Below are 21986 nucleotides of genomic sequence, written 5' to 3'. Positions count from 1 at the left end.
CCGTCGCAGGGAGGCACAGTACCCCAGGGCGGTTCCGTGTGTACCTTGGGCGGGCTACGAAGACCCAGACCCAAACGCGGAACGGCCCTGGGCTGGATGTGGTTCCAGTTCATTCGGTTTCAGGCCGGCGATTACGCTCGCACCAGTTCGTCCCACAGCTTTTTGTAGCCCTTCAGGAACTCGGTCCCCTTCGCCACGTCCGGGTACGCGGTGCCGACCTCGCACAGGGTGTAGCGGTCGTACCCGATCCCGCGGAGCAGTCCGAACAACTCGCGGTACGGGTACGTGCCCTTGGCGTCGTTGGTCAGGTCGTTGATGTGGCACGACTTGATCCACGGCTTGAGCAGTTCGAACCCCGCCTTCACCGATTTGTTTTCGAGATCGGTGGTGTTGGAGTTCCACGTCACCCCGACCGCCTTGTGGCCGCACGCCTCCATGATGGCCTTCATGTTCTTGGGCAGTTGCGTCACGGCGCCGTGCACCTCAACCCAGATTTCGACGCCCGCGTCGGCGGCGGCCTTACCGCACTCCTGAAGGGCTTTGCCAATCTGCTCGAAGGTCTTTTTCTCGTCACCGCCCTTCGGCACACCGTTCGGGCGCACCTTCACCCCGGTCCCGCCGAGGTCGTGGACCAGTTGGATGAAGGCCTTGCACTCCTCCACGTTCTTTCTCACCACCTCGGGCTTGTCGGAGTGGAACTCGCAAGTGCTGCCGCTCCCCCAGAAGGTGACGCCCGAATCCGCGAACTGCTTCCTCACGTCCTTCCGCTGATCGGCGGTGAGGGCGGGTTCGACCCCGTGCTTGTGGGTGGTGCGGCACTCCACCGCCGCAATCCCCACCTCCTTGCACACCTTCAAAAGGGTCGGCAGGTCCCAGTCTTTGGGCACGTTGTACGTGACGATTCCGAGCTTGAACTTCGCCGCTTCGGCGGCGGCGTTGGCGTTCATGGGGTGTAAGCCCCCCGAGACGAACGCGGACGCGGACGCAGCGGACGCAGCCAGGAACGAGCGGCGGGAGAGCGTGTCCATTTTGTGCGGTTCCGGGTGAGAAGATCAAACCGGAACTGATGATCCAGATTGAAGATGCGACTGCAAGAGAAAAAAGTTTGGGGCGGAGGCAATAACCCGATCGCGGGGCGCATCGGAGATGGTGAGGAAGGGGAGTTTGGCAGCGACCCTTCCTTAAATGTGGGAGCGACTGTGTTGGGCCGGTGAGTCAAGGGGTTGGCAGCGTCCCCGAAGCCTCACCGGCCCGGCCTTTTTTCACTTCTGCCCGCGTTTCAACTCCTGTACCTCTTTCCGCAGTGCCGCAAGTTCTTTCAGGATTGCATCGAGTTTCGCGTCGGTCCCAGTGGACTCGGGAAACGTGATGCCGTTACGCTTGGCACGGAGTAGGAGCAACTGAAGTTGCAACTTTGCCAGCACTTCATGTTGTGGCACAAGTGCCGTCCGCATGTGTTCGGTACGCTTGTCTGGAACCGCGGCATGCTCTAATTGCTTCTTGAGGGCGTCGCGATCGATACGAAGCCCGTCGCATTCGGCCTTCTTAATTTCACGCTGAATGCCATTTTCAAAAATTCTTGAATTATCTTTATCGTTATTTATTCTCACGCGATTCTGGAGAATCTTAGCTTCGGCATCCAGACGAACCATTTCACGTTCGATCGCGCGGAGTGCCTGTTCGGTTTCTGCGATCCGCTTCTGAAGGTCCACGAGTGAGTTCTCGTTTCGAGCGTTGTCCCGTTCGAGGCGTTCGATCAGGTCTTCTTGCTGGCGGATCTTAGCCTCGAGCTCAGACGCAAAGCCTTCAAGCTTTAGCAGCTTGTCATCAGTATCAGGCACGGCCGTCGTGGGGGCCGGCTTGGCTTCCGATGGCGAGGGTGCAAGCTCTGTGGCAGTCTTTCGGTCTACCACCATTTCGGACCGACCGCTCTGAGCGGACACCAGGCCGAACCCGGACGCGAGGGTAGCGAGCAGCATCCCGCAAACGGCCGTAAACAAAGTCTTTCGGTTCATTGAGTTAATCACTCCGTGGGCCAGGGATATCGGTGTCGTGATCGGGCCGGAACCGGTGGTGAATTGTCGCGCAAGTGCGACCGCGGCAGAAACGGCACGCGGGGCCAGCCCACTTCCCCCGGCGGCAACCACCGCCGCCGGCAGCGTGACGCCGCGGCGGGTCAAACGCTGCGCCAGCCGCGCACGAGCGGCCGCAAGGCGCGACAGCACCGTGCCACGCGGGCAGCCGAGTTCGCGCGCGGCGTCCTCGGTCGAGATCCCGCCCAGATAGCACAGCACGACGGGGTGACGGAGCCGGGTCGGAAGGCGTGCCACTTCCGCGTCCAGCAGTTCCGACAGTTCGCCGCGCTCCACCGAATCGGGAACGGGTTCTCCGGGTACGTCTGGAACCGGCTGCGTGACCGGCCGACGTGCGGCGGCGCGGGCCGACACGCGGCGGGCGACCTTGAACAGCCACCCGCCGAGATTCCCACGCACGCCACCGGCTTTGCGCGCCAAAACCAGGAACACGGCTTGGAATGCGTCTTCGGCGAGTTGCTCATCACGGAGCGCGCGGCGACAGAGGCCGAGCACCATTGCACCATGCCGCCACACCAGCAGCTCAAACGCCGCTTCGTCGCGGTCGCGTGAATAGCGGAGGAGCAGTTCGGCGTCGGACACGCCGTCGCACGACGCGGATTTGCGCCGGGCCAAGAGTCGATCGAGTAAGCCGCGGACACGCTGAGACACGGTCACCTCCGGGGGTTCACATCAGAAGTGCCTTCAACCCCGGAAGCGATTCATTAAATTTCGCAACGACGGGTCACTCTTGCGGCTGGGCTTTCGCGCCAACGCCGAACTGGCTGATGGGTGTTCCGTTAGGCGCGGTGGTGAAGACGAGCAGGATGTCGCCGCTGTCTTTCTTCTGAGCAGTTCGGAACTGATAGGACTTGCCCCACGGGTCAACGAGATCCTTCTGCCCGTTCGGCAGGAACGATGTCCCCCCGAACGGCGGGTTGACGAGGTGTCCCGGTTCGATCGGCCAGCGGTCCTCGTCCGACGCGCCCGGGTTCGCGGGGCTCATGACGTAGGCGGTGACGGCGTCCGAAATGCGCTTGCAGCCGACCTGCGCCTGCTCGAGTTGCTGTTCCCGTTTGGCCACTTCACCGACCTCGCGCGGCGGCGGCACGGCTGCGGACGACGGATCCGCTTTCGCGTTCGGTCCGCCCTTCCCCTTCGGGGTCACTTGCTTCGGCTTCGGTTTGGGCGCCACCGGCTCCGGTTCGACCTCATCCGCCGAGGTGGTCCGGAACGGAGAAAACGTCACAACGACGAGCAGAGCGATGGGGATCGCCAGCACCAGCGCCAGAAGTGTCTGCCGCTCAACCGCACCAACCCGCTTCATGTTACGCCCTGTCGGTTGCAAGATGCCGGTACAGAATGTGGCGGGAACAGGCAAATCAGCCGTGTGCGACGCCAGCGGCGGCCTCGAACGAATGCCGGCGCGATCTAATGATCTCAGATCCGCACCAGCCGCTACGAGCCACACGCTCACAAAGACAGTTTCTGACAGGATATACAGGATCAACGAGATAAAGACTGATCCTGTATATCTCGTTTATCCTGTCAAAATCTTCTGCGACTCCCTCTTGCGTCTTGGTGACTCGCACCCTCGCCTTCTTCCAATAATTCCAAAGAGATTCTTATTCCGCCGCGCGTTCTGACGATTACAGATCAGGGCGGTACGGCGTCACTTCTTCTCGTCCGCGGACGTGTGGTCGTGGACGATTTTCCACCCGTCGGGCAGCTTCCGCAAGAGGAGCGTGAACCGACCGCTGGCGGTTTTCTTTTTCTCATCCTTTTCTTTCTCGAACACCAGCTCGAACTTCCCCCGCACCATCGCCGCGTTCGGGCTGAACGCTTCGACGTGCAGTTCCGAGAAGGTCAGCTTCCCCATCTCCTTGCCTTCGGCCTGATACCGCTTCTCGTACCGCTCCTTGGTCTTCTTCCAGCCGCTGGTGATGTCGCCGCCGGAGATGAAGGTCAGCTTCTCGTCGTTCCAGTATCCGGCCATGAAGCCGTCCAGGTCGCCCTTGTTCCACGCGACCGCCTGCGCCTCCAGCACCGCCCGGATGTCCTTTTCGTCGCTGGCGGGGGTGCTGGCGCCGGTCGCCCGCGCCACGGCGGTGACCAGCGCCGTGCCGGCCCCGATCAGCAGCACGAACAGCACGACATTGACCAAGAACGCGACCTTCAGGAACTTCGCGCGGAACCGCACTTCGTTGGCCAGCGTAGTGAGGGAATCAGACATAACGTTACGCCTCACAAAGAACGGACGGGACCGTGCCGGTTAGCATAGCCGCGCGGGTTTACCGCGACCCGGGCGCCCGGTACAGTGATTGCACCACCACCGCCCACCAGCACCCACGGAGCGACACACGATGCAAGCCGCAGCACTCGACTGGCTCAACAAGAACCACGAGGAGATCGTTCAGGGGCTGGCCGAGCTGGTCGCGATTCAGAGCATCAGCACCGACGGCGAGCACGGGGCCGAGATCGAGCGCACCGCCAAGCTCACCTGCGACCAGATGCGCCACGCCGGGTTGCACAACGTGGACGTGCTCCGCGTCGGGCACTCGCTCCCCTACGCCTACGGCGAGTGGCTCGAAGCGCCCGGCAAGCCCACGGTGTTCCTGTACGCGCACCACGACGTGCAGCCCGTCAACTTCATCGAGCAGTGGCTCAGCGACCCGTGGAAGCTCACCCGCCGCGACGGTCGCCTCTACGCCCGCGGCTCCGCCGACGACAAAGGCGCGATCTCGGCCCAACTCGCCGCCGTGGCGGCGTACCGGAAGACCGGTAACCAGCTCCCGGTCAACATCAAGATGCTCGTGGAAGGCGAAGAAGAGGTCGGCTCGAAAAACCTGCTGAAGTTCTTCGAGACGCACCGCGACCGGCTCAAGTCCGACGTGATCGTGGTGTGCGACACCGAGAACGTCGAGGTCGGCACCCCGAGCATCACCTACTCGCTGCGTGGCATTGTGGCGGTGCGGGTCGATGTGACCACCGCGAAGATCCCGGTCCACAGCGGGATGGGCGGCGGCAGCTTGCCCGACGCGGCCATCGCGCTCAACGCGATCCTGGGTCGGCTTTACAGCGAGGGCGGGCCGTACCCGATCCCGGGGTTCTACGACCAGGTCCGGGCGCTCTCCGACAAGGAGCGCGTCGCGTTCGACAAGCTCCCTTCCGACCTGGAAAAGATCCGCAGCTCGATCGGGATGGTGCCCGGGGCGCGGTTCGCGATGGAGCCCGGGTACTCGGAGTACGCCCAGTGCTGGCGCCGCCCGGCGGTCACCGTGATCGCACAGGAGGCGAGTTCGATCAAGGGCGCGTCCAACCAGGTGCTTCCCAAGGCGTCGGCCCTCGTGAGCGTGCGGATCGTGCCGGACCAGAAGCCCGAACAGGTGCTGGAGAAGCTGACCGCGTTCCTGAAGGCCAACCCGCCGTGGGGCTGCGAGGTGACCGTGACCCCGGCCGGCCCGCCGGTGGACTGGTGGATGACGGACCCGAACGGTCCGGCGTTCGAGGCCGCCCTCGCGGCGATGCGGACCGGCTTCGACCGCGACCCGGTCGCGGTGGGGTGCGGCGGGTCCATCGGGTTCGTCGGCCCACTGTCGGACCTGTTCGGCGGCGCCCCCGCGCTGCTCATGGGCATCGAAGACCCGGCGAGCAACGCCCACGCCCCCAACGAGAGCCTGCACGAAGGGGACTTCAAGAAGCTCATGGCGTCTCTGGTCGCGCTGTTCGCGAACCTCGGAAAGCTCACCCCTGCAACCGTCAAGTGAGCGAGAAAAGGCCGAACCAGATCCGCAGATCGCGCAGCTTGGCACGACTTGGAAGACCTGAGCAGCCCGTTCCCGTTCTTCCAAGCGGTGTCAATCTGCGGATCGACTCACTTCTTCGGGTTCTTCACTCGCCCCGCGCGGTTTTGTTCCCGTCTGCCGCTTGGCAACTCCCGTTCCGCCGGTCACGATGAAGTCTGACACGCTCGCGCCCGGATTAGGTCGCATCATGCCGCACGCACCCGCACGACTCACCCTGATCTCCGCGGCGCTGTTGGCGCTCGCGGCCCCCGCGCCGGCACAGGTCAACGAACCGCCCCGGCCCGAAAAGGTGAAGATCGAAATCCGGTACCGCATCCGGGCCGACCGCGACGAGCGGGTGCGCCAGTACACGGACCTTCAGAAGTTCCTGGCCAAACTCGGGTTCGACGACGCGCGCAAGAACGAGCCCGACTACGACCTCGAGGTCTTCGAGCCGACGGCGGAGCGCATGACCGGCACCATCGCGGGGGCGAAGGCGCTGAGCGTTTTGGACAACCCGCGTGTGCAGAACGTCCTGTTCGAGCCGGCCGACTTTGTGCGCCCCGACGCCGACAAGCCGGTGGCGGTGAAGCTCGGGCTGCGCGGCGGGTACCTGCCGGGCACGCAGCAGCAACTGCACCGCCAGACGGTCGAACACCTCGCGCAGCTCGGCTTCGTCGAGTCGCTCGGCTACGACACCCGCGGTTACACGCTGGTCCGCGGGGCGCTCCCGAGCAAGAGCGTGGACGTGCTCGTGAAGGATCTGCGGTACGAGCCGAGCGGGTGGTTCGCGCCCCGCACCCGCGTCGCGCAGTTGCCCGCCCCCCTCAGCGACCGCAACCCGATTCGGTGGGCCGAAGTGCTCCCGCACACGGAGTTCGCCGCGCCGCTCGCGCCGCCTGCGGTGCTGCCCGCCCAGCTCAAATACTCGGCCGACCTGCGGGCCGCCCTGTTGGCCCCCGCGGCCAAGGGGACGCAACTCCGTGTTGAGGTGGTCTTCCGGGACCGGGTCGAAGACCTGCAACCGCTCAAAATCGCTCTCCGCGGCCGGTACTCCGGTGCCTCGGTTGATGGGGCGATCGGGAACATCGTTCACGTCCGGTTGCCGCGAGCGGAACTCGTCGAGTTGCTCGCCCAGGAGCCGGGAGTCATCGGCCTGCGGCTCCCGCGTCAGGGGACCGAAACGGTCACGACCGGCACGGGGGGGAAAGGCGAGGCCGTCGCGGACGCGCTCAAAGCGTCCCGCCTGGATGAGCTGCACAAGCGTGGGTACACGGGTGCCGGCGTCAAGGTGGTGCTGATCGGGTCCGACTTCACCGGCGCCGAACAACTGATCGGCACCGAACTGCCCCGGCGCACGAAGGTGCTCGACCTCACGACGGAACTCGCTCCGGACCTGATCCCCTTCAAGTCCGACCCCACGCGCGTCGGGACGGGGGTTCCGGCCGCGAAGGCGCTCGCCGCCGCCGCTCCGGACGCCGAACTTGTGCTCGTCCGAATTGATCCCGGGTGCTACTTCCACCTGAACACCGTCCTGAAGCTGACCCGCGGCGAACTCGAATACACCGAGGCCCTCCAGAGCCGGCTGGCGGAACTCTCGTCCCGCCTCTCGGCGTTCGAGGACGACCGCGACCGGGCGATTGCTGCGTACAAGACGGCGTTCGCGGACCTGACCGACAACGAGGTGGCGGTCGCGCAGCGGAAAAAGGCCAAGGCGGATCTGGATGCGGTCCTGGCACGCGAGCGAGAACTCACAGTGCTGTCCGGGCGGTTAACCGGCTACCAGAAAGACATCACTCGCACGCTGGCCGGCGCCCAGGTGATCGTGAACACATTGGTGTGGGAGTCCGGCTATCCCCTCGATTCTGTCAACGAGTTCGCCCGGACCATCGACGCCCGAGCGACCGGACCGGCGCACCGGGTGGTGAAGGGCATCCCCGCGAAACCCGCGCCGCACGTGTGGGTGCAGGCGGCGAGCGCGTCCGGCGCCGCGGTGTGGGGCGGGCCGTTCCTGGACGCCAACCGCGACGGGCTGATGGAGTTCGCGCCGCCAAAGTCAAAGCTCCCCGACCACTCCTGGTCGGCAGCCCTCAACTTCCTCGGAACGCGGGCCGCGACCGGCACCGTCGCCCCCGAGTTGGCGGCCGGGTCGAAGCTGCGGATCGTCGTTCAGTGGCGCGAGGCGACCAACCCGAACTTCCCCGAAGCCGACACCCCCGCCCAGCCGCTCACGCTCCGGCTGTTGCGCCAAATCGATCCGACCGGCACCAAGCGGTCGAGCGACGAGTTGGCCGAAGAGGCCCGATCGGTGAGCGTCCCGCAAGTGATCTACCGCACCCCGACGTTGCTGGTGTTCGAGCAAATGCTGGAGTTCAGCGTTGCCACCCCGGGCCGATACGCGCTGGCGGTGGATTCGCCGGGGGCGCCGGACGCTCTGCTCCCGGTGCTGCGGCGCGAGGTGGAAATCTACCCGCGAATCGCGATCGACACCGTTGGTGCCGGCGTTGGGGATCCCAAGGTGGTGTTTCGGAGCTTCACCAGCCCGACTGCGGGCGTCGGCACCCCCGGCGACGCCTTGGGCGCGATCACGGTCGGAGCCGATGTGCCCGGGACCCTGGTGGGGGGCGGAACCGGACTCACGCTCCGCGGGAAGCCCGACATCCTCGGCCCCGGCACCCTGAACTTCGGCCCCCAGGCCGCAAGCGGTTCGGGCGTGGCGACCGGGTTCGTGGGTGGAGCAACCGCGCTGATGGTCCAGCTCGGTGCGGCCGGCCCGAATGTGTTTTCTTCAACCGGAATCGACGGCGCTAAGAAAATCCAGTTACCGCCCGCCTGGCTGAACGTTCTGCCCCAGGGGCCGCGCGTCAGGCAGTGATCCCCGAATCCGGCTTAACGACCAGGGCCGAGGCGTACTGCCGCGGCCCCGGTTTGCTTTTGATGTGACCGCCCCGCTCACGCCGTGAGCGTCAGCACCACGAGCATCGGCCAGCCGACGTACTTGGACGCGCGCGGATAGCGGTCTGCGAACGCCGCATCCGGGGCGAGTTCTTCCACGTTCGCGATCGTGAAGCCGGCACGCAGCGCGGCCATCACGAACGCCGCCACCGAGTGCGCGACACTTCCCGGCTGAACCAGTTCGCCCGAATCGGGGTCCGTGAACCGGGCCTGTGTGCCGCGCAGCATCATGGCGGGGTGCATCGCGGACACGACCGCTCGCCCGCCGGGTTTGAGGGCGCGGCGGGCGTCTGCGAAGAACGGATCGAGTTCGCGGAGGTGCTCCAGCACCAACCCGCTGACAACCAGGTCGAATTCCGCCGAAAACGGCAGCGGCGTGTGGAGGTCGTGAACCTGGAACGTGACCGCATCCGCGCCGGGCTTGGCCCGCGCCTCGTTCAGCATCCCTTCCGAGAAATCGACCGCCGTGACCGACGCCCCCTGCCCCGCCAGCCAGAGCGCGTGCCGCCCGGTGCCGCACCCGAGGTCGAGCGCGCGGAGGCCGCGCACCGCGCCGACGGCGGCCCGAACGGGCGGCTCTTCAAGCCCCTGGAGCGGGTTCGCATCGTGATCGTAGACCTTGGCCCAGCGATCATAGCCGCCCCGAACGGCGGAGAGTTGATCCGACATGTCTGTTCCCTACCGCGCTAACCTCCGACCAACACCTCACCCTTTCCGCCGGTGAGCATGTCGCCCCGGAAACAGCGCAGGGTTCCGACACCGAACCCCGTCGGCAGGTTCACGCCCAATCGCGCGAAGTGTGCGAGGTACAACGGCAGAAAACTCGGGCGGTACTCGCACGCGAAGCGAAACGATGGCGGCAGTTGCGGCGCGCTTGCGGTCAGGATCGTGCCGCGTTTCATACCTGCGCCGCACCGCTCCCCGACCGTTCCGAACAGCGCCAGCGTCCCCGCGATCATCGACGCCCCGGCGAACTGACCGCACGCGCCTTCGACCACGATCAACCCGCGCCGCATGAGGAGCCCGAGTTCGTCGCCCGCCGACCCGCGAACGACAATCGTTCCGCCGGTCATGCCCCGCCGCGACCCGCGATAAGCGGCCCCGACGTGGTCGCCGGCGTGGCCGCGTATCTCAATGGAGCCGCCTTGCATCTCGGCACCGAGCCACCCGGCGGCGCCGGAGTCGAGCGTCAGAGACCCGCCGCTCATCTGCGCGCCCACATGCATACCGACCGGACCTTCCACGAAGACACTGCCGGCGCTCATCCGCGCGCCGATGAGTTTCACGTTCCGCGTGTCGCCCGCGAAGTGCAGATCGGCAATTGCGGTCCCGCCGGCGGTGACCTGGAAGAACTCGCCGAGCGGCTCCGAGCGGTTCCCGTGCTGTACCGGCAGCTTCGCGACTTCCAGCGGCGAGAGCCCCGCCACCCGCTCGGGGGTGATGCCGTCGACTTCAAGCGGGATGCTGGAGGGCACGCGAAGGGTGAGCTTGAGCATCACGTGCCCTCGATCAGCGCGCGGAGGCGGATGTGAAACGGTCCGAGCTTCCCGCCATAGTTGCCTGCGGTGATGCGTTTCACACCGGGCACACGGGTCGCCGCGAGCATCGCCTCCCAGGTCGCGCGTTCGACCGCGGCGAGGTCGAGGCCGTCGATAACGAGTTCGTAAACCGCGTTGACGCCGTCGGGAAGCTCCGACTTTACGGCGCCGCGAAGGGACGGGCAGTAGGCGTCGTTTGTGCTGGCGCGGAGCTTCTTGTACTTGCTCCCGACCTTGCTGCCCGAGCGCACCACCCCGCCCGGGAACGGCAGGATCACGCCCGGCACGGCACGAGCGGCATCAACCGCGTCCTCCGCGGCTTTGAGCCCGCTCGCCCGGGTGTCGGCGAGAATCAGGATGTTGCCGCCCGCGACACCCTTCGCCGTGCCGAACACGTCTTCGCAGAGGAACTCGCCGTCCATCACCGGGACGCGCCAGTAGCGCTTGCCGTCGAGCAGCTTGCTAATCTGCCAGCCGTCGCCAAAAAAGCGTAAGTTGCCGCCGATGCGGATCGAGCGGGTCGGGTCGATGGGGAGGCCGTTGAAGCACGCCGTCGTCGGGCACGTCAGGACGCACTGCGCGACGCGGTTCACGAGCGCCTTTTGCAGCGCGTCGCGGCTGAACGCGAAGAACAGCAGCGACACCCCCGGCCGCCCGTCCGGAGTTTCCGCCGGCGTGAGTTCCTTCTCCAGTCCCGCTTCGGCATCGCACCCGATCACGGACGCCGCGTAACCGGTCGCCGCCCGTGCCGCCTCCATCGCCCACCGGGCCGATTCCGCGGTCACGACGACGCGCGCGGCACTCATCCCGAACGCCTCCGCGAAGGTGTCGATCACCTCCACGCCGTTCAGCATCAGCGGGAGCATCGGTTCACTCACGGGCCGAAACCGGGTATGTGATACGGGTCGCGGTTGTTGATCGAATCGAACGTGCGGAACTCGGTCATCTTCATGCTGCCGTCGGGCTGGCGCTTGAACGTGGCCCGCACGTACAGCATTTGCTGTTCCATGCCCCCGCGCTGCTGGGCCTTGGCCATGAAGCCGATCTCAATCGTGTTGTCGTCGATCGACCGCACGTCGTCGCGGGAGAAGTTCCACACCTCGATCCGCGGGTTGAGCTGGCGGAGCATGGGCCAGAACGGGAGGCTCTTGATCTTCTCCTGCGTGAGGGCGTGCCCCTGCCCCTCCCCGTTGTAGGCGAGTGTGCCCGCGACGTGCTTAACGAAATCGTCGGGCCGGTTCGCTTCGACGGCCGCGGCCATCGCCTTCGCGCTCTTGACCGCCTGCTCGCGCGGGCTGTCGACGAACCGGTCGATCAGGAAGACCACAAGCAGCAACCCGGCCGCGATCAGGAACGGGACCGCGGCCTTGCGGGTCTGCCGCTGCGCCGCGATCACGCCCGTTATGAGCACCACGAACCCGAGCACGAGGTAAATTGCGGGCGGCGGGTCGGAAAGAAACGTTGGCATCGAATGGTCCCGGCTCTCGTGCAGACGGTCGCGGAGCGCGGGCGAACGGAACCTCTGGCTCCGTTCGCCCGCGCTCCGCGACCGCCGACCACAGCTTACGAACGGCGCATTTCCACCCCATAGACGGCGGCGGCGCCGAGCTGTTCCTCGATCCGGAGCAGTTGGTTGTACTTCGCGATGCGGTCCGTGCGGCTCGCGGAGCCGGTCTTGATCTGGCCGCAGTTGGTGGCCACCGCGAGGTCCGCGATCGTCACGTCCTCGGTCTCGCCGCTCCGGTGGCTCATGATCGCGGTGAACTTGTTCCGCTTGGCCGTCTCCACGGCGTCGAGCGTCTCGGTGAGCGTGCCGATCTGGTTCACCTTCACCAGGATGCTGTTCCCACACCCTTCCGCGATCCCGCGCTTGAGCCGGGCGGTGTTGGTCACGAACAGGTCGTCGCCGACGAGCTGCACCTTCGCGCCGAGCTTGTCGGTGAGCTTCTTCCAGCCGGCCCAGTCGTCCTCGGAGAGCCCGTCCTCGATCGAGCGGATCGGGTACTTCGCGCACAGCCCGGCCCACAGGTCGATCATCTCGTCGGACGAGATCACCTTCTTAGGGTCGCTCTTGAAGAAGCAGTAACCCTCCTTGCCGTGCTGGTGCTTGGCCTCCTCGTACAGCTCCGTGCAGGCCGCGTCGAGCGCGAACACGATCTGGTCGCCGAGCTTGTACCCGGCCTTCTCGATGGCCAGCGAGATGGTGGCGAGGGCCTCGTCGGCGCTCGGGATGTTCGGGGCGAACCCGCCCTCGTCGCCGACCGCGGTGTTCAACCCCTTGTCGTGGAGCACCTTTTTGAGGCTGTGGAACACCTCGGCGCCCATCCGCAGCCCCTCGCGGAAGCTGGTCGCGCCCACCGGCACAATCATGAACTCCTGGAAGTCTACGGTGCTGTCCGCGTGCTTGCCGCCGTTGAGGATGTTCATCAGCGGGACGGGCAGGACGTGCGCGCTCGTCCCGCCGATGTACCGGTACAGCGGCTGGCCGAGGGCGTTGGCGGCGGCGTGGGCCGCGGCCATCGAGACGCCGAGGATCGCGTTCGCGCCCAGCTTGGCCTTGTTCGGGGTGCCGTCCAATTCGAGCATCTTGGCGTCGATGGCCGCCTGCTCGAACACCTTCATCCCGGCGAGCGCCGGGGCGATGCTATCGACCACGTTCTTGACCGCGGTCAGCGTGCCCTTGCCGAGGTACCGCTTCTTGTCGCCGTCGCGCAGCTCGACCGCCTCGTGCGCGCCGGTGCTGGCCCCGCTGGGCACCGCGGCGCGGCCCATCGTCCCGCACGTCAGGTGGACCTCGACCTCGACGGTCGGGTTCCCGCGGCTGTCCAGAACTTCACGGGCTTTGAGGGCGCGAATCGTACTCATTGTGACCGCAACTGAGAGTGGGAAAGACTCGCCACGGGCGGCGACGCCAGCGGCTCAGGTGCGCTCAGGGATATGGTCGGTGCGCGAGAGGTCAAGTGAGCGGCGGGCGGAGGACGTCGGTCGGCCCCGGCGCGGGGTGTCGTCTTCGGACCCACAACGTGGGTCCAGGGTGTCAATCAGTGGCGCCGGGACCGGCCGGTCGGCGGCGGGAAGTCCGGGACCGGACGTCGTCGGGGGCCGAGCGCCCGATCGACCGGACACGGGTTCCGCGGGCGGACGCGCGGCAACAGGGGGCTACCGGATCGCAACCCCGCGGACCGCTTCCCGCCGACCGAATCTCGCACCGCCCGAGCTGGGGATCGGGTGGTGAGCGAGGTTCCTTGCCGCGGGTTCCGCGTGAGCGGGAACCGTTGGCACACACCATTCATCGGCGTCCGCGAAACTGGGCTTGACACGCTTCCTGGGAATTCGGGCTTTAACCGGCGCCGGCGTGGGTGTCACTCGCGAACCCTCGCAACAACGCGAGATTGACGCGATCCATGTCGGTCCCGTCTGCACTCTTTTTCGGCGTTTCGAGAATCATCGGGCGGTCGCGGAACCGCACATCCGTCACAAGTCGCCGGAACGCCGCCTCGCCGATCTCACCGGCCCCGATCCCGGCATGCCGGTCCACCCGGCTGCCGCGCGGCTTCTCGCTGTCGTTCATGTGGAAGAGGTTCAACCGCTCCAGCCCAACAAGGTCGTCGAACTGCTGGAAGGTGGCCGCGTAGTCTTCCGCCGCGGCCAGTCCGTAACCGGCGGCGAACACGTGACAGGTGTCGAAGCACACGCCCATGCGGTCGGCACAGTTGGCGCGGTCGAGGACGGTGGCCAGATGCTCGAACCGGTTGCCGAGTGAACTCCCCTGCCCCGCGGTGGTTTCAAGCAGCACCCGCACCTTGTACCCCGGGCACCGGGCGAGCGCCTCTTCGTACCCCGCCACCACCCGCGCCAAGCCGGCCTCCTCGCCGCTGCCGGTGTGCGCGCCCGGGTGCGTCACGAGGTAATCGGCGCCGAGCGCCTCGGCGCGCTCCAGTTCGTCCGCGAACGCCGCGACCGATTTCGCAAACAGTTCGTCCTTCGGCGAGGCCAGGTTGATGAGGTACGAATCGTGAACGGTGATCCAGTGGAGGCCGGACGCTACCGCCGCCCGGCGGAACGCGGTCACGTCCTCGTCGCGGAGCGGCGGGGCGTTCCACTGGCTCGCGTTCTTGGTGAATATCTGAACGGTTTCGCACCCCAGCGCCACCGCATCGGTGATCGCCATGTGCAGCCCACGACTGATTGACAGGTGCGCGCCAAAGAGTGGCACAGTCGCATCCTCCTGATTCACGATCCGGCTGGTTGTGTCTGTTTCTTGTGGCACAGACATTCCTGTCTGTGCGGCGCGAGAAGGCCGCACAGACAGGAATGTCTGTGCCACAAAAACAACAGCCAAAAACGGACACCAGCAACCGGAGCGTGAATGATAGGCGAAATGGGTTATTGTGTCGGCCCGTGGCAGGATTTGCACTCTCCGTTGTTCAGAAACTGGTCTGGTGCGGTGGCGGAAAATGGCGTATTGGACGGCTTCGGGTAATCTGGGTTCCGCCGACAAGGATGCCGATCATGACGAGCCCCGCGCTCCCGCACGTTCACCCGACCGCGATCGTCTCCCCGGACGCGAACCTGCTGCCCGAGGTGAAAATCGGGCCGTACACGATTATCGAAGGGCCGGTCACCCTCGGTCCCGGGTGCGTGATCGGGCCGCACGTCCACCTCATCGGCCCGCTCACGATGGGCGCCAACAACGAGGTGGGCACGGGGTCCGTGCTGGGCGGGGCGCCGCAGCACCTCGGCTACAAGGGTGAAGTCACGGCGGTCGAAATCGGCAGCGGGAACATCTTCCGCGAACACGTCACCATTCACCGCGGGATGCCGGTCGGCGCCGGCCCCGGGACCGGCGTCACGCGGATCGGCGACCGCGGATTCTTTATGGCCGGCGCCCACATCGCCCACGATTGCGTCGTCGGGAACGATGTGATCCTCGCGAACGCGGCCCTGCTCGGCGGGCACGTCACCGTCGGCGACCGGGCGTTCATCAGCGGCAACTCGGCCGTTCACCAGTTCTGCCGGGTCGGGCGGCTCGCGTTCCTTTCCGGCGCCTCGGGGTCGAGCAAGGACATCCCGCCGTTCTGGGTGATGCAGGACGTGAACTACGTCCGCGGGCTGAACCTGATCGGGATGCGCCGGGCCGGCATCCCGCCCGCGGAGCGCACCGCTATCCGCAAGGCGTACCGCATCATCTACATGACCCGCCCCGCCCTGCCGCTGTCCGCGGCCCTGGCCCGCATTGAGGCCGAAGTGGGCGAGTACCCGGCGGTTCAGGAACTCGTGGAGTTCATCCGCACCTCGAAGCGCGGCATCTGTGGCGCGCACCGGCTCGCGAGCGACGCGTCCGACGACGAATCCGCCGCGGCGTAATTTTCCTGCACGCGCCGGGACCGGTCGCGACATGATAAGGGCATGCGTACCGTCGCTGCCCTCTGCCGCGAGTTGCTCCCCGACCGCCGGTCCGACGGCGAGTTGCTTGCCGCGTTCACGTCCGAACGAAATGAGCCCGCGTTCCAGGAACTGGTCCGGCGGCACGGGCCGCTGGTCTGGAACACCTGTCGCCGCTTACTGCCACACACCGCCGACGCCGAGGACGCCTTCCAGGCCGTGTTCCTCGTCCTCGCGAGCCAGGGGCGTAAGCTCGCGGCCCGCGAGACGGTCGGCCCGTGGCTGTACCGGGTCGCGGTGCTGACCTCGCGCAACCTCCGCCGCAAGAACGCCCGCCGGCTCGCCCGCCAGCGCGAGCTACCGGAAACCGCCTCCGCCGGTGCCCCCGACTCGGACTTGCGGGCCGACATCGACGGCGCCCTGCTCGCACTCCCCGAGCGCGACCGCGAACCCATCATCCTGTGCCATCTCCAGGGCTTCACGCGACAGGAAGCCGCGGCGCGGCTCGGCTGCCCAGAGGGCACGCTGTCCGCGCGACTGAACCGCGGGCTGGCGAAGTTGCGGGTCCGGCTCCGCGCCTTCGACCCGGTGCAAGCGCTCGCCGTCCCGGCGGTCGCGGTGCCGGCGGCCCTGGCAACGAATACGGTTCATGCGGCGGTGGCATCGGGCGCGGCGGTCGCAGCGGTTACACCCGTGGTTTCCTCACTCGTCCAAGGGGTCCTTCACATGTTCTGGGTCCAGAAAGCCACCGCCGCATCGTTCGCGATGTGCGCGGTGTTCGTGGTGGGCGTGGGCGTGGGGTTGGGCACCCGCCCGGTCCAAACGGGCGTGGTCGCCCAGGACGGTACCGGCGCCGGTGCCGCTGCCAAACCCGCGAAGAACGCTCCGCCCCCCGGAGCCGAGAATCCGACTGACGAAATCACCGCACTGGAACGCAAAATCCAGGCAATCGAACAACAACAGAAGTCGCGTCGGCACGCATACGAACTCACGATCCAAAAGTTAAAGGAAGCCAAGCAGTCGGGCGAGTCGCTCGCCTACGATTCAAAGGACGTGCAGGCAGTTCTCCAGCTCTCACGCGAAATTGAGGACATCGATAGAGAACTGCACAAGAGCGGGGGGCTCAAGGACAAGTGGCGTCAGCTCAAGTGGGATTTGGCAAGAAAGGAGAACGACGGCCCGCCCGAGCAGGGCGCCGACCGCCAAGCACCGAGAACGCGCAACATGGACGACGAAGCCCAAGCTATTGCCGATATCATCCGCGAAGAGATGGTGCAACTACGACTCAAAGATCTTAAACTAAAAGAATCTACACTCAAGAGATCAATAGACATAAAACGAGAAATTCTTCAGGGGATTCAACAACAGCCGAGTAAGTCCACCGACAAAGCCGCTGCGGCAGCAGAGAAGCTTGCTCAAGCAAAGCCCCTGGTGCAGGAGTTGCAAGAGGCAATTTTCAGTCTCCAACAGACTCAAGAAGAGATTGCAAACGCCGAAGCCGAACTGAAGGCACAGCCCAAGCTCACGAAGGCGAAAGAGCAAAAGCCCGCGCCGGCAGCCGAGATAGACGCCCCCCGATCGAAGGCAGACGACTTGAGAGCGCAACTCGCCAGGCTCGAAGCCGAGAAGGCTCTGGTCCTCAAGCAAGCGGAGCTCGCCAAACTGCAACTGGATACCACGGAGGAGCAGCTCCGCAGGCTGAAGGAAGCCATCGCGCAGGCCGACCGAGCGGCGAATCGCAAGCGCGACGGCGGTAGCTACCTCGAACTGACCGTGGGCGGAACGGACAACACGTTCGTGATTCGGGAGGTGCGGACCGAAGTGAAAGGCCAAGCGACCGCGCCGCTCGGACCGATCACAACCAGCGACCCGGCCGCGCTGGCGTTGCTTCTGGCGCGGGCCAAGAACGACCCGAGCGGCCCGAAATCCGTCGAAATCAAAGTCACGGACAAGGCGAACCGCGAATCGGAGCGAGCAGCCCGTGAGGCGTGCAAGGGCTTCGAGAATATTCGGGTCACGGGTCCGACGGGTGCTCAGGTGCCGACCAAGCCTCCTGTCCCCGACGACCAACGGAAGCCGGTGCCGCGGCAACCGGTCAAGCCGGCCCCTGGCGCCACGAACAAGGCCAACATCGACGAACTCATCAAGGGTTTGAAGCTGAAGGGCACCGAGCTGGATAAACTGGATAAACTGAACAAAGCCGAACTCGACACGCTTCGGAAACGAATCGAGGAAGAACTCAAGACGAAGCCCGCACCGACCAAACCGTAGCCGCAGGCCGAACGCACCGGTTTTTTCGCTGCCGGCTTGTCACCCGGCGGCGATTTCACCATAATCCCTTAACTTACCACGAAGCGGCCCCAAATGACCTTTGGGGCCGCTTCCAGTTCGTTACCAGCAACGTGCGTCCCGCGAGGGTAGCGGCCCCCAACAGGTGCCGCGAGAGTAGCCGGGTTCGCGAGGATAAAATCATGTCTGCGTCCGTCACCCTCAAGACCACTGCGCGCGCCGAGACCGGTTCGCGTGCCGCCGCCCGCCTCCGCAAGAAGGGGCTCGTCCCCGCGATCGTGTACGGGCACAAGCAGGCCAACGTGTCGCTCGCGGTGAACGCGAAGGAACTCGACCAAGCCATCCGCGTCCAGCACGCCCGCGTGCTCGACCTCGACATCGAAGGCAAGACCGAAACGGTCCTGATCCGCGAACTCCAGTGGGATTATCTCGGTAAGGAGATGATCCACGTGGACTTCGAGCGCAAGGACCGGGCCGAACTGGTCCGCGTGTCGGTGCCCGTCGCGCTGAAGAACGCCCCGAAGGCGACCGGCGGTGGCGTGCTCGACCAACCGTTCCACGCCCTGCACGTCGAGTGCCCCCTCGGCAGCATCCCCGACTCGATCGCGATCGACATCACCAACCTGACCCTCGGCAACCCGATCCACATCCGCGACCTCGCCCTCCCGCAAGGCGTGAAGGTGCTCGACGCGCCGGAAGGCGTGGTCGTGCAGCTCAAGCTCCCGGGCGTCGAGGCCGAACCGACCACGACCGAGCCGGGCACCGGCCCCGAGGTCATCAAGCCCGAGAAGAAGAAGGCCGACGACGACGACGCGGCCCCGGCCAAGAAGTGAGCCCCGGGGGACGGGAGATGAGGCCCGCGTGCGAACCGAGCGCCCGCGGGCGCATCTGGTATGCTGAGGGCCTCTGGTTCTCGCTCGCAGCCCCTTACTCACACGTGAAGCCATGAAGGTGATCGTCGGACTCGGCAACCCCGGGCCGAAGTACGCCGGCACGCGGCACAACGTCGGGTTCGATGTGATCGATTACCTCGCGAACGGCCCCGGCGTCGGGTCCGCCCGCGAGCGGTTCGAGGCCCTCATTTCGGAAACGAAACAGGGCGACGAAACGGTGCTCCTGGTCAAGCCGCTCACGTTCATGAACCTGAGCGGCCGGGCGGTCCGGGCGATCCTCGACTTCTACAAGGTGCCGGTCGAAAATCTGCTCGTGATCTGCGACGACCTGAACCTGCCCCTGGGCAAGCTCCGGATGCGGATCAAGGGGAGCCACGGCGGGCAGAACGGGCTCCGGAACATTCAGGAGCAGCTCGGTACGGACGCCTACTGCCGGCTCCGGGTCGGCTTGGGCCAGCCCGCGGTCGGCGACGCGGTGGAGTTCGTGCTGGGGAAGTTCAAGCCCGGCGAACGGGCGGCGGCCGAAGAGGCCGTCGCCACGGCGGCGCAGGCGGCGCTCGTGTGGGCCAAGCAGGGTGCCGAGGCGTCGATGAACCGCTTCAACGGCGGTTCGTCCGACGACGGCGGGGCCAAGGAAAAGGGAAAAGGTCCGAAGGCCAAGAAAGCCAAAGACGAGCCGCCGCAACCACGGTGACGGCAGCTCCGTTCGATTGTTGCTTGCGGTTCTTGATCCGTTTACGAGTGAGCCGGTCGCTCCCCAGCCGACGTGCGGTTGGGGTCGTGGGGCACCGAAAGGGCGCCCCGGCCGAACCACGGTGACCACCGCGCCCGGGACGCCCGGCGCGGGCAACTACCCGAAGGTAACCATGCCGATTCAGACCTACGAAACGCTGTTCCTCCTCGACCCGACCAAGGTGTCGTCCGACGCGGAGGGCGTCAAGCAGCAGTTGCACACCCTGATCGAGCGCCACGGCGGCACGATCGAGGTGAGCCGCCCCTGGGACTACAACCACAAGCTCGCCTACCCGATCGGGAAGTCCAAGAAGGGCAGCTTCCACATCATCTATTACACGTTCGAGAGCACCAAGCAGGCCAACCTCGAGAACGATTTCAAGCTCCAGGAAGGGCTGATCCTGCGCCAACTGACCAGCAAGATCGACCCGAAGTGGCGCGCGGAGATGATGAAGATCGCGCACGAGGACCAGAGCAACGGGTTCGCCCTCCGCGGGATGCAGGACGAGCAGACCGTGCAGACCGACCCGGCGGCCATCGGCGGCGAGCCCCTGCTGGGCGACGACGGCGCCCCGCGCGACGCCGGCCCGCCCCGCCGCGGCCGCCGCGACATGGCCGAGAAGCCGGAGTAGTTCCGACGGTTCCGTTGCGGCGCGGCCCGTTCGGCCCGCCCCAAACCGACACTACCGACCTTGCGTCAGAGTCTCTGAATGCCGTAACGTACCCTCGCGGAAGTGCCCTTAGCCTCCAGCTTAACCATTCCTGCTAAGGGCCGACCCCGCGAGGAGGTCGCGCATGGCGACTCTGAATAAGGTGATGTTGATCGGGCGGCTCACGAAGCCGCCGGAACCGCCGCGGGTGCTGCCCAACAGCGGCAGCACCGTGGTGAAGTTCCGGTTCGCGGTGGGCCGGAGCAAGAAGAACGACGCAGGCGGGTGGGACAAGGACCCCAACCAGTTGTACGTCGACTGCGAGGTGTTCTCCCGGGCCGATAGCAAGCGCAACCTTGCCGATCTGGTCACCAAGTACGCCAAGCAAGGCGACATGATGTACCTCGAAGGCCGGTTGGTGTTCGAGGAGTGGGAAGACAAAAACGGCGGCGGGAAGCGCTCGAAGCACAAGCTCGTCGTCGACAGCTTAGAGTTCCTCGGCGGTAAGAGCGACGGGGACGGCGGCGAAGGCGGCGGGGGCGGTTACTCCGGCGGCGCCGCGGACCGCGGTGGTTACTCCGGCGGCGGGGGCTACTCGGGTGGCGGCGGCGGAGGCGGTGGCGGTCGCCCGTCGAGCGGTGGGCGCCCGTCGGGCGGCGGGCGCAGTGCCCCACCCCCGAGCGACGACGACGGGGGCGGGGGCGGCGACGACCCGATCCCGTTCTGAGTGCCGCCGGCACGGAACCCGTCGCAAACTTAACGACTCCCCTCGGCGCTCGTCGTTCGACCGGCGCCGGGGGCTTTACACAAGCACGGGACGGGTTTCACATGGCCAAGAGCACCACGAAGAAGACCGACGCCAAGAGCGCGGCCCCGAAAGAAAAGACGCTCCCGCAGAAGAAGGTCCGGGTGCGGAACCAAGTGAAGAAGGGGCCGCACGGCGGCACCCTGGTCGTCTTGGTGGACGACACCGCACACGTCGGCAAGCAGGGCGAGGTGGTCGAGGTGAAAGCGGGTTACGCCCGCAACTACCTCATCCCTTACGGCAAGGCCGTGATCCCCTCGGAAGAGAACCTGCGGACCCTCGCACAGTACAAGATCAAGGTCGAGAAGGCCCGCGAAGCCAAGATCGCCGACCTCAAGGTGCTCGCCGAGCAGCTCACCCGCCTGCCGGCCGTCACCATCGAAGCGAACGCTACCGAGGAAGGCCACTTGTACGGCTCAATCGGGCCGATCGAGGTGAGCAAGACCCTCAAGGGCAAGAACCTGAAGGTCGAGCCCGAGATGGTGAAGCTGGAAAACCCGATCAAGGAAGCGAACACGCTGACCGAAGTGCCGCTGTCGCTCGGCTACGGCATCGAAGCCAAGATCCAGGTGCTCGTCGTCGCGATGCAGGGCAAGAAGTAATCTCGCGCGGTTAGCCTCAAAGCCGCGGGGCCAGAACCATGCATGTGGTTCTGGCCCCGCGGCTTTTACTACGTACCGGGCTCATTCCCGGTCCGGGTGGTCTCTGTTTCTTGCGGCCCAGACATACCACGACCCAAAAGGCCGCGAGCTTTGCAAGCCTCCGGGTGGTGGTCTCTGTTTCTTGTGGCACAGACATCCCTGTCTGTGCTGTCTTTTCGCGCCGCACAGACAGGAATGTCTGTGCAACAAAGACATCATCCAAAGACTGACACACTCAACC

Annotated in this window: 19 protein-coding genes; 9 read left to right on the top strand and 10 right to left on the bottom strand. The window is 65.9% G+C overall.

The annotated features are described in order from the left end of the window. Positions 1-131 precede the first annotated feature (131 nt). From R5W23_RS29715 to R5W23_RS29700, 4 genes are all read right to left on the bottom strand, one after another. Positions 132-1028 (bottom strand): sugar phosphate isomerase/epimerase family protein, encoded by an 897-nt coding sequence (locus R5W23_RS29715; RefSeq protein ID WP_320689520.1) that lies wholly within the window; start codon positions 1026-1028, stop codon positions 132-134. 234 nt (positions 1029-1262) lie between these two features. Further along, entirely contained in the window at positions 1263-2744 is a 1482-nt protein-coding gene (locus tag R5W23_RS29710; protein ID WP_320689519.1) for an RNA polymerase sigma factor, read from the bottom strand. A gap of 73 nt (positions 2745-2817) precedes the next feature. Continuing rightward, the gene (locus R5W23_RS29705; protein WP_320689518.1) at positions 2818-3399 is read right to left on the bottom strand and encodes a hypothetical protein; all 582 of its coding nucleotides are present in this window, start codon (positions 3397-3399) and stop codon (positions 2818-2820) included. A gap of 345 nt (positions 3400-3744) precedes the next feature. Then, positions 3745-4305 (bottom strand): YybH family protein, encoded by a 561-nt coding sequence (locus R5W23_RS29700; protein WP_320689517.1) that lies wholly within the window; start codon positions 4303-4305, stop codon positions 3745-3747. A 130-nt stretch (positions 4306-4435) separates the two neighbouring features. Between R5W23_RS29700 and R5W23_RS29695 the strand changes: the two genes are divergently transcribed. Together R5W23_RS29695 and R5W23_RS29690 are read left to right on the top strand one after the other, a co-directional pair. After that, positions 4436-5839, top strand: a complete 1404-nt coding sequence (locus R5W23_RS29695) for a M20/M25/M40 family metallo-hydrolase (protein WP_320689516.1) — start codon at positions 4436-4438, stop codon at positions 5837-5839. Between the two features lie 226 nt (positions 5840-6065). Then, the gene (locus tag R5W23_RS29690) at positions 6066-8732 is read left to right on the top strand and encodes a hypothetical protein (protein WP_320689515.1); all 2667 of its coding nucleotides are present in this window, start codon (positions 6066-6068) and stop codon (positions 8730-8732) included. Between the two features lie 77 nt (positions 8733-8809). On the opposite strand, the gene R5W23_RS29685 is transcribed toward R5W23_RS29690, so the two are convergent. The 6 genes from R5W23_RS29685 to R5W23_RS29660 form a co-directional block, all read right to left on the bottom strand. Further along, a complete protein-coding gene (locus R5W23_RS29685) occupies positions 8810-9481 on the bottom strand; it encodes a class I SAM-dependent methyltransferase (protein WP_320689514.1) in 672 nt (223 codons plus the stop codon). 17 nt (positions 9482-9498) lie between these two features. Beyond that, a complete protein-coding gene (locus R5W23_RS29680; RefSeq protein WP_320689513.1) occupies positions 9499-10308 on the bottom strand; it encodes a formylmethanofuran dehydrogenase subunit C in 810 nt (269 codons plus the stop codon). Further along, positions 10308-11216 (bottom strand): formylmethanofuran--tetrahydromethanopterin N-formyltransferase, encoded by a 909-nt coding sequence (gene fhcD, locus R5W23_RS29675; protein ID WP_320689512.1) that lies wholly within the window; start codon positions 11214-11216, stop codon positions 10308-10310. The genes R5W23_RS29680 and fhcD overlap by 1 nt, the downstream gene beginning before the upstream one ends. An 8-nt stretch (positions 11217-11224) precedes the next feature. Next, positions 11225-11818, bottom strand: coding sequence for a hypothetical protein (locus R5W23_RS29670; protein ID WP_320689511.1), 594 nt, complete (start codon positions 11816-11818; stop codon positions 11225-11227). A gap of 95 nt (positions 11819-11913) precedes the next feature. Further along, positions 11914-13215 carry a phosphopyruvate hydratase gene (eno, locus tag R5W23_RS29665; protein ID WP_010048178.1) on the bottom strand — a complete coding sequence of 434 codons (1302 nt, stop codon included), beginning with the start codon at positions 13213-13215 and terminating at the stop codon, positions 11914-11916. 475 nt (positions 13216-13690) lie between these two features. Next, positions 13691-14566: a deoxyribonuclease IV gene (locus R5W23_RS29660; protein WP_407936175.1), complete on the bottom strand. Its 876-nt coding sequence runs from the start codon at positions 14564-14566 to the stop codon at positions 13691-13693. A gap of 296 nt (positions 14567-14862) precedes the next feature. Between R5W23_RS29660 and lpxA the strand changes: the two genes are divergently transcribed. From lpxA to rplI, 7 genes are all read left to right on the top strand, one after another. Continuing rightward, positions 14863-15717 carry an acyl-ACP--UDP-N-acetylglucosamine O-acyltransferase gene (gene lpxA, locus R5W23_RS29655; RefSeq protein ID WP_320689509.1) on the top strand — a complete coding sequence of 285 codons (855 nt, stop codon included), beginning with the start codon at positions 14863-14865 and terminating at the stop codon, positions 15715-15717. Positions 15718-15759: 42 nt separating this feature from the next. After that, a complete protein-coding gene (locus tag R5W23_RS29650) occupies positions 15760-18006 on the top strand; it encodes a sigma-70 family RNA polymerase sigma factor (protein ID WP_320689508.1) in 2247 nt (748 codons plus the stop codon). Between the two features lie 200 nt (positions 18007-18206). Next, positions 18207-18857, top strand: a complete 651-nt coding sequence (locus tag R5W23_RS29645) for a 50S ribosomal protein L25 (protein WP_320689507.1) — start codon at positions 18207-18209, stop codon at positions 18855-18857. 112 nt (positions 18858-18969) lie between these two features. Next, positions 18970-19611: an aminoacyl-tRNA hydrolase gene (gene pth, locus R5W23_RS29640; RefSeq protein ID WP_320689506.1), complete on the top strand. Its 642-nt coding sequence runs from the start codon at positions 18970-18972 to the stop codon at positions 19609-19611. A 121-nt stretch (positions 19612-19732) separates the two neighbouring features. Then, the gene (locus R5W23_RS29635) at positions 19733-20281 is read left to right on the top strand and encodes a 30S ribosomal protein S6 (RefSeq protein WP_261186562.1); all 549 of its coding nucleotides are present in this window, start codon (positions 19733-19735) and stop codon (positions 20279-20281) included. 163 nt (positions 20282-20444) lie between these two features. Continuing rightward, complete coding sequence (locus R5W23_RS29630; RefSeq protein WP_320689505.1) at positions 20445-21026, top strand: single-stranded DNA-binding protein; 582 nt, start codon at positions 20445-20447, stop codon at positions 21024-21026. 101 nt (positions 21027-21127) lie between these two features. Next, positions 21128-21706, top strand: coding sequence for a 50S ribosomal protein L9 (gene rplI / locus R5W23_RS29625; RefSeq protein WP_261186560.1), 579 nt, complete (start codon positions 21128-21130; stop codon positions 21704-21706). Positions 21707-21986 lie beyond the last annotated feature (280 nt).

Source organism: Gemmata algarum, assembly GCF_034097035.1.
Lineage (GTDB): Bacteria > Planctomycetota > Planctomycetia > Gemmatales > Gemmataceae > Gemmata > Gemmata algarum.
Note: the sequence above shows the minus strand (reverse complement) of the source record. Positions and strands in the feature narration are given on the sequence as shown.

What these genes read in the sequence shown, in the direction of transcription:
- R5W23_RS29645 (WP_320689507.1), top strand. Translation starts at nt 18,207, where the DNA reads ATGTCTGCGTCCGTCACCCTCAAGACCACTGCGCGCGCCGAGACCGGT.
- R5W23_RS29705 (WP_320689518.1), bottom strand. Translation starts at nt 3,399, where the DNA reads ATGAAGCGGGTTGGTGCGGTTGAGCGGCAGACACTTCTGGCGCTGGTG.
- R5W23_RS29680 (WP_320689513.1), bottom strand. Translation starts at nt 10,308, where the DNA reads ATGCTCAAGCTCACCCTTCGCGTGCCCTCCAGCATCCCGCTTGAAGTC.
- fhcD (WP_320689512.1), bottom strand. Translation starts at nt 11,216, where the DNA reads ATGCTCCCGCTGATGCTGAACGGCGTGGAGGTGATCGACACCTTCGCG.
- eno (WP_010048178.1), bottom strand. Translation starts at nt 13,215, where the DNA reads ATGAGTACGATTCGCGCCCTCAAAGCCCGTGAAGTTCTGGACAGCCGC.
- lpxA (WP_320689509.1), top strand. Translation starts at nt 14,863, where the DNA reads ATGACGAGCCCCGCGCTCCCGCACGTTCACCCGACCGCGATCGTCTCC.
- R5W23_RS29700 (WP_320689517.1), bottom strand. Translation starts at nt 4,305, where the DNA reads ATGTCTGATTCCCTCACTACGCTGGCCAACGAAGTGCGGTTCCGCGCG.
- R5W23_RS29685 (WP_320689514.1), bottom strand. Translation starts at nt 9,481, where the DNA reads ATGTCGGATCAACTCTCCGCCGTTCGGGGCGGCTATGATCGCTGGGCC.
- R5W23_RS29715 (WP_320689520.1), bottom strand. Translation starts at nt 1,028, where the DNA reads ATGGACACGCTCTCCCGCCGCTCGTTCCTGGCTGCGTCCGCTGCGTCC.
- R5W23_RS29695 (WP_320689516.1), top strand. Translation starts at nt 4,436, where the DNA reads ATGCAAGCCGCAGCACTCGACTGGCTCAACAAGAACCACGAGGAGATC.
- R5W23_RS29650 (WP_320689508.1), top strand. Translation starts at nt 15,760, where the DNA reads ATGCGTACCGTCGCTGCCCTCTGCCGCGAGTTGCTCCCCGACCGCCGG.
- R5W23_RS29670 (WP_320689511.1), bottom strand. Translation starts at nt 11,818, where the DNA reads ATGCCAACGTTTCTTTCCGACCCGCCGCCCGCAATTTACCTCGTGCTC.
- pth (WP_320689506.1), top strand. Translation starts at nt 18,970, where the DNA reads ATGAAGGTGATCGTCGGACTCGGCAACCCCGGGCCGAAGTACGCCGGC.
- rplI (WP_261186560.1), top strand. Translation starts at nt 21,128, where the DNA reads ATGGCCAAGAGCACCACGAAGAAGACCGACGCCAAGAGCGCGGCCCCG.
- R5W23_RS29630 (WP_320689505.1), top strand. Translation starts at nt 20,445, where the DNA reads ATGGCGACTCTGAATAAGGTGATGTTGATCGGGCGGCTCACGAAGCCG.
- R5W23_RS29690 (WP_320689515.1), top strand. Translation starts at nt 6,066, where the DNA reads ATGCCGCACGCACCCGCACGACTCACCCTGATCTCCGCGGCGCTGTTG.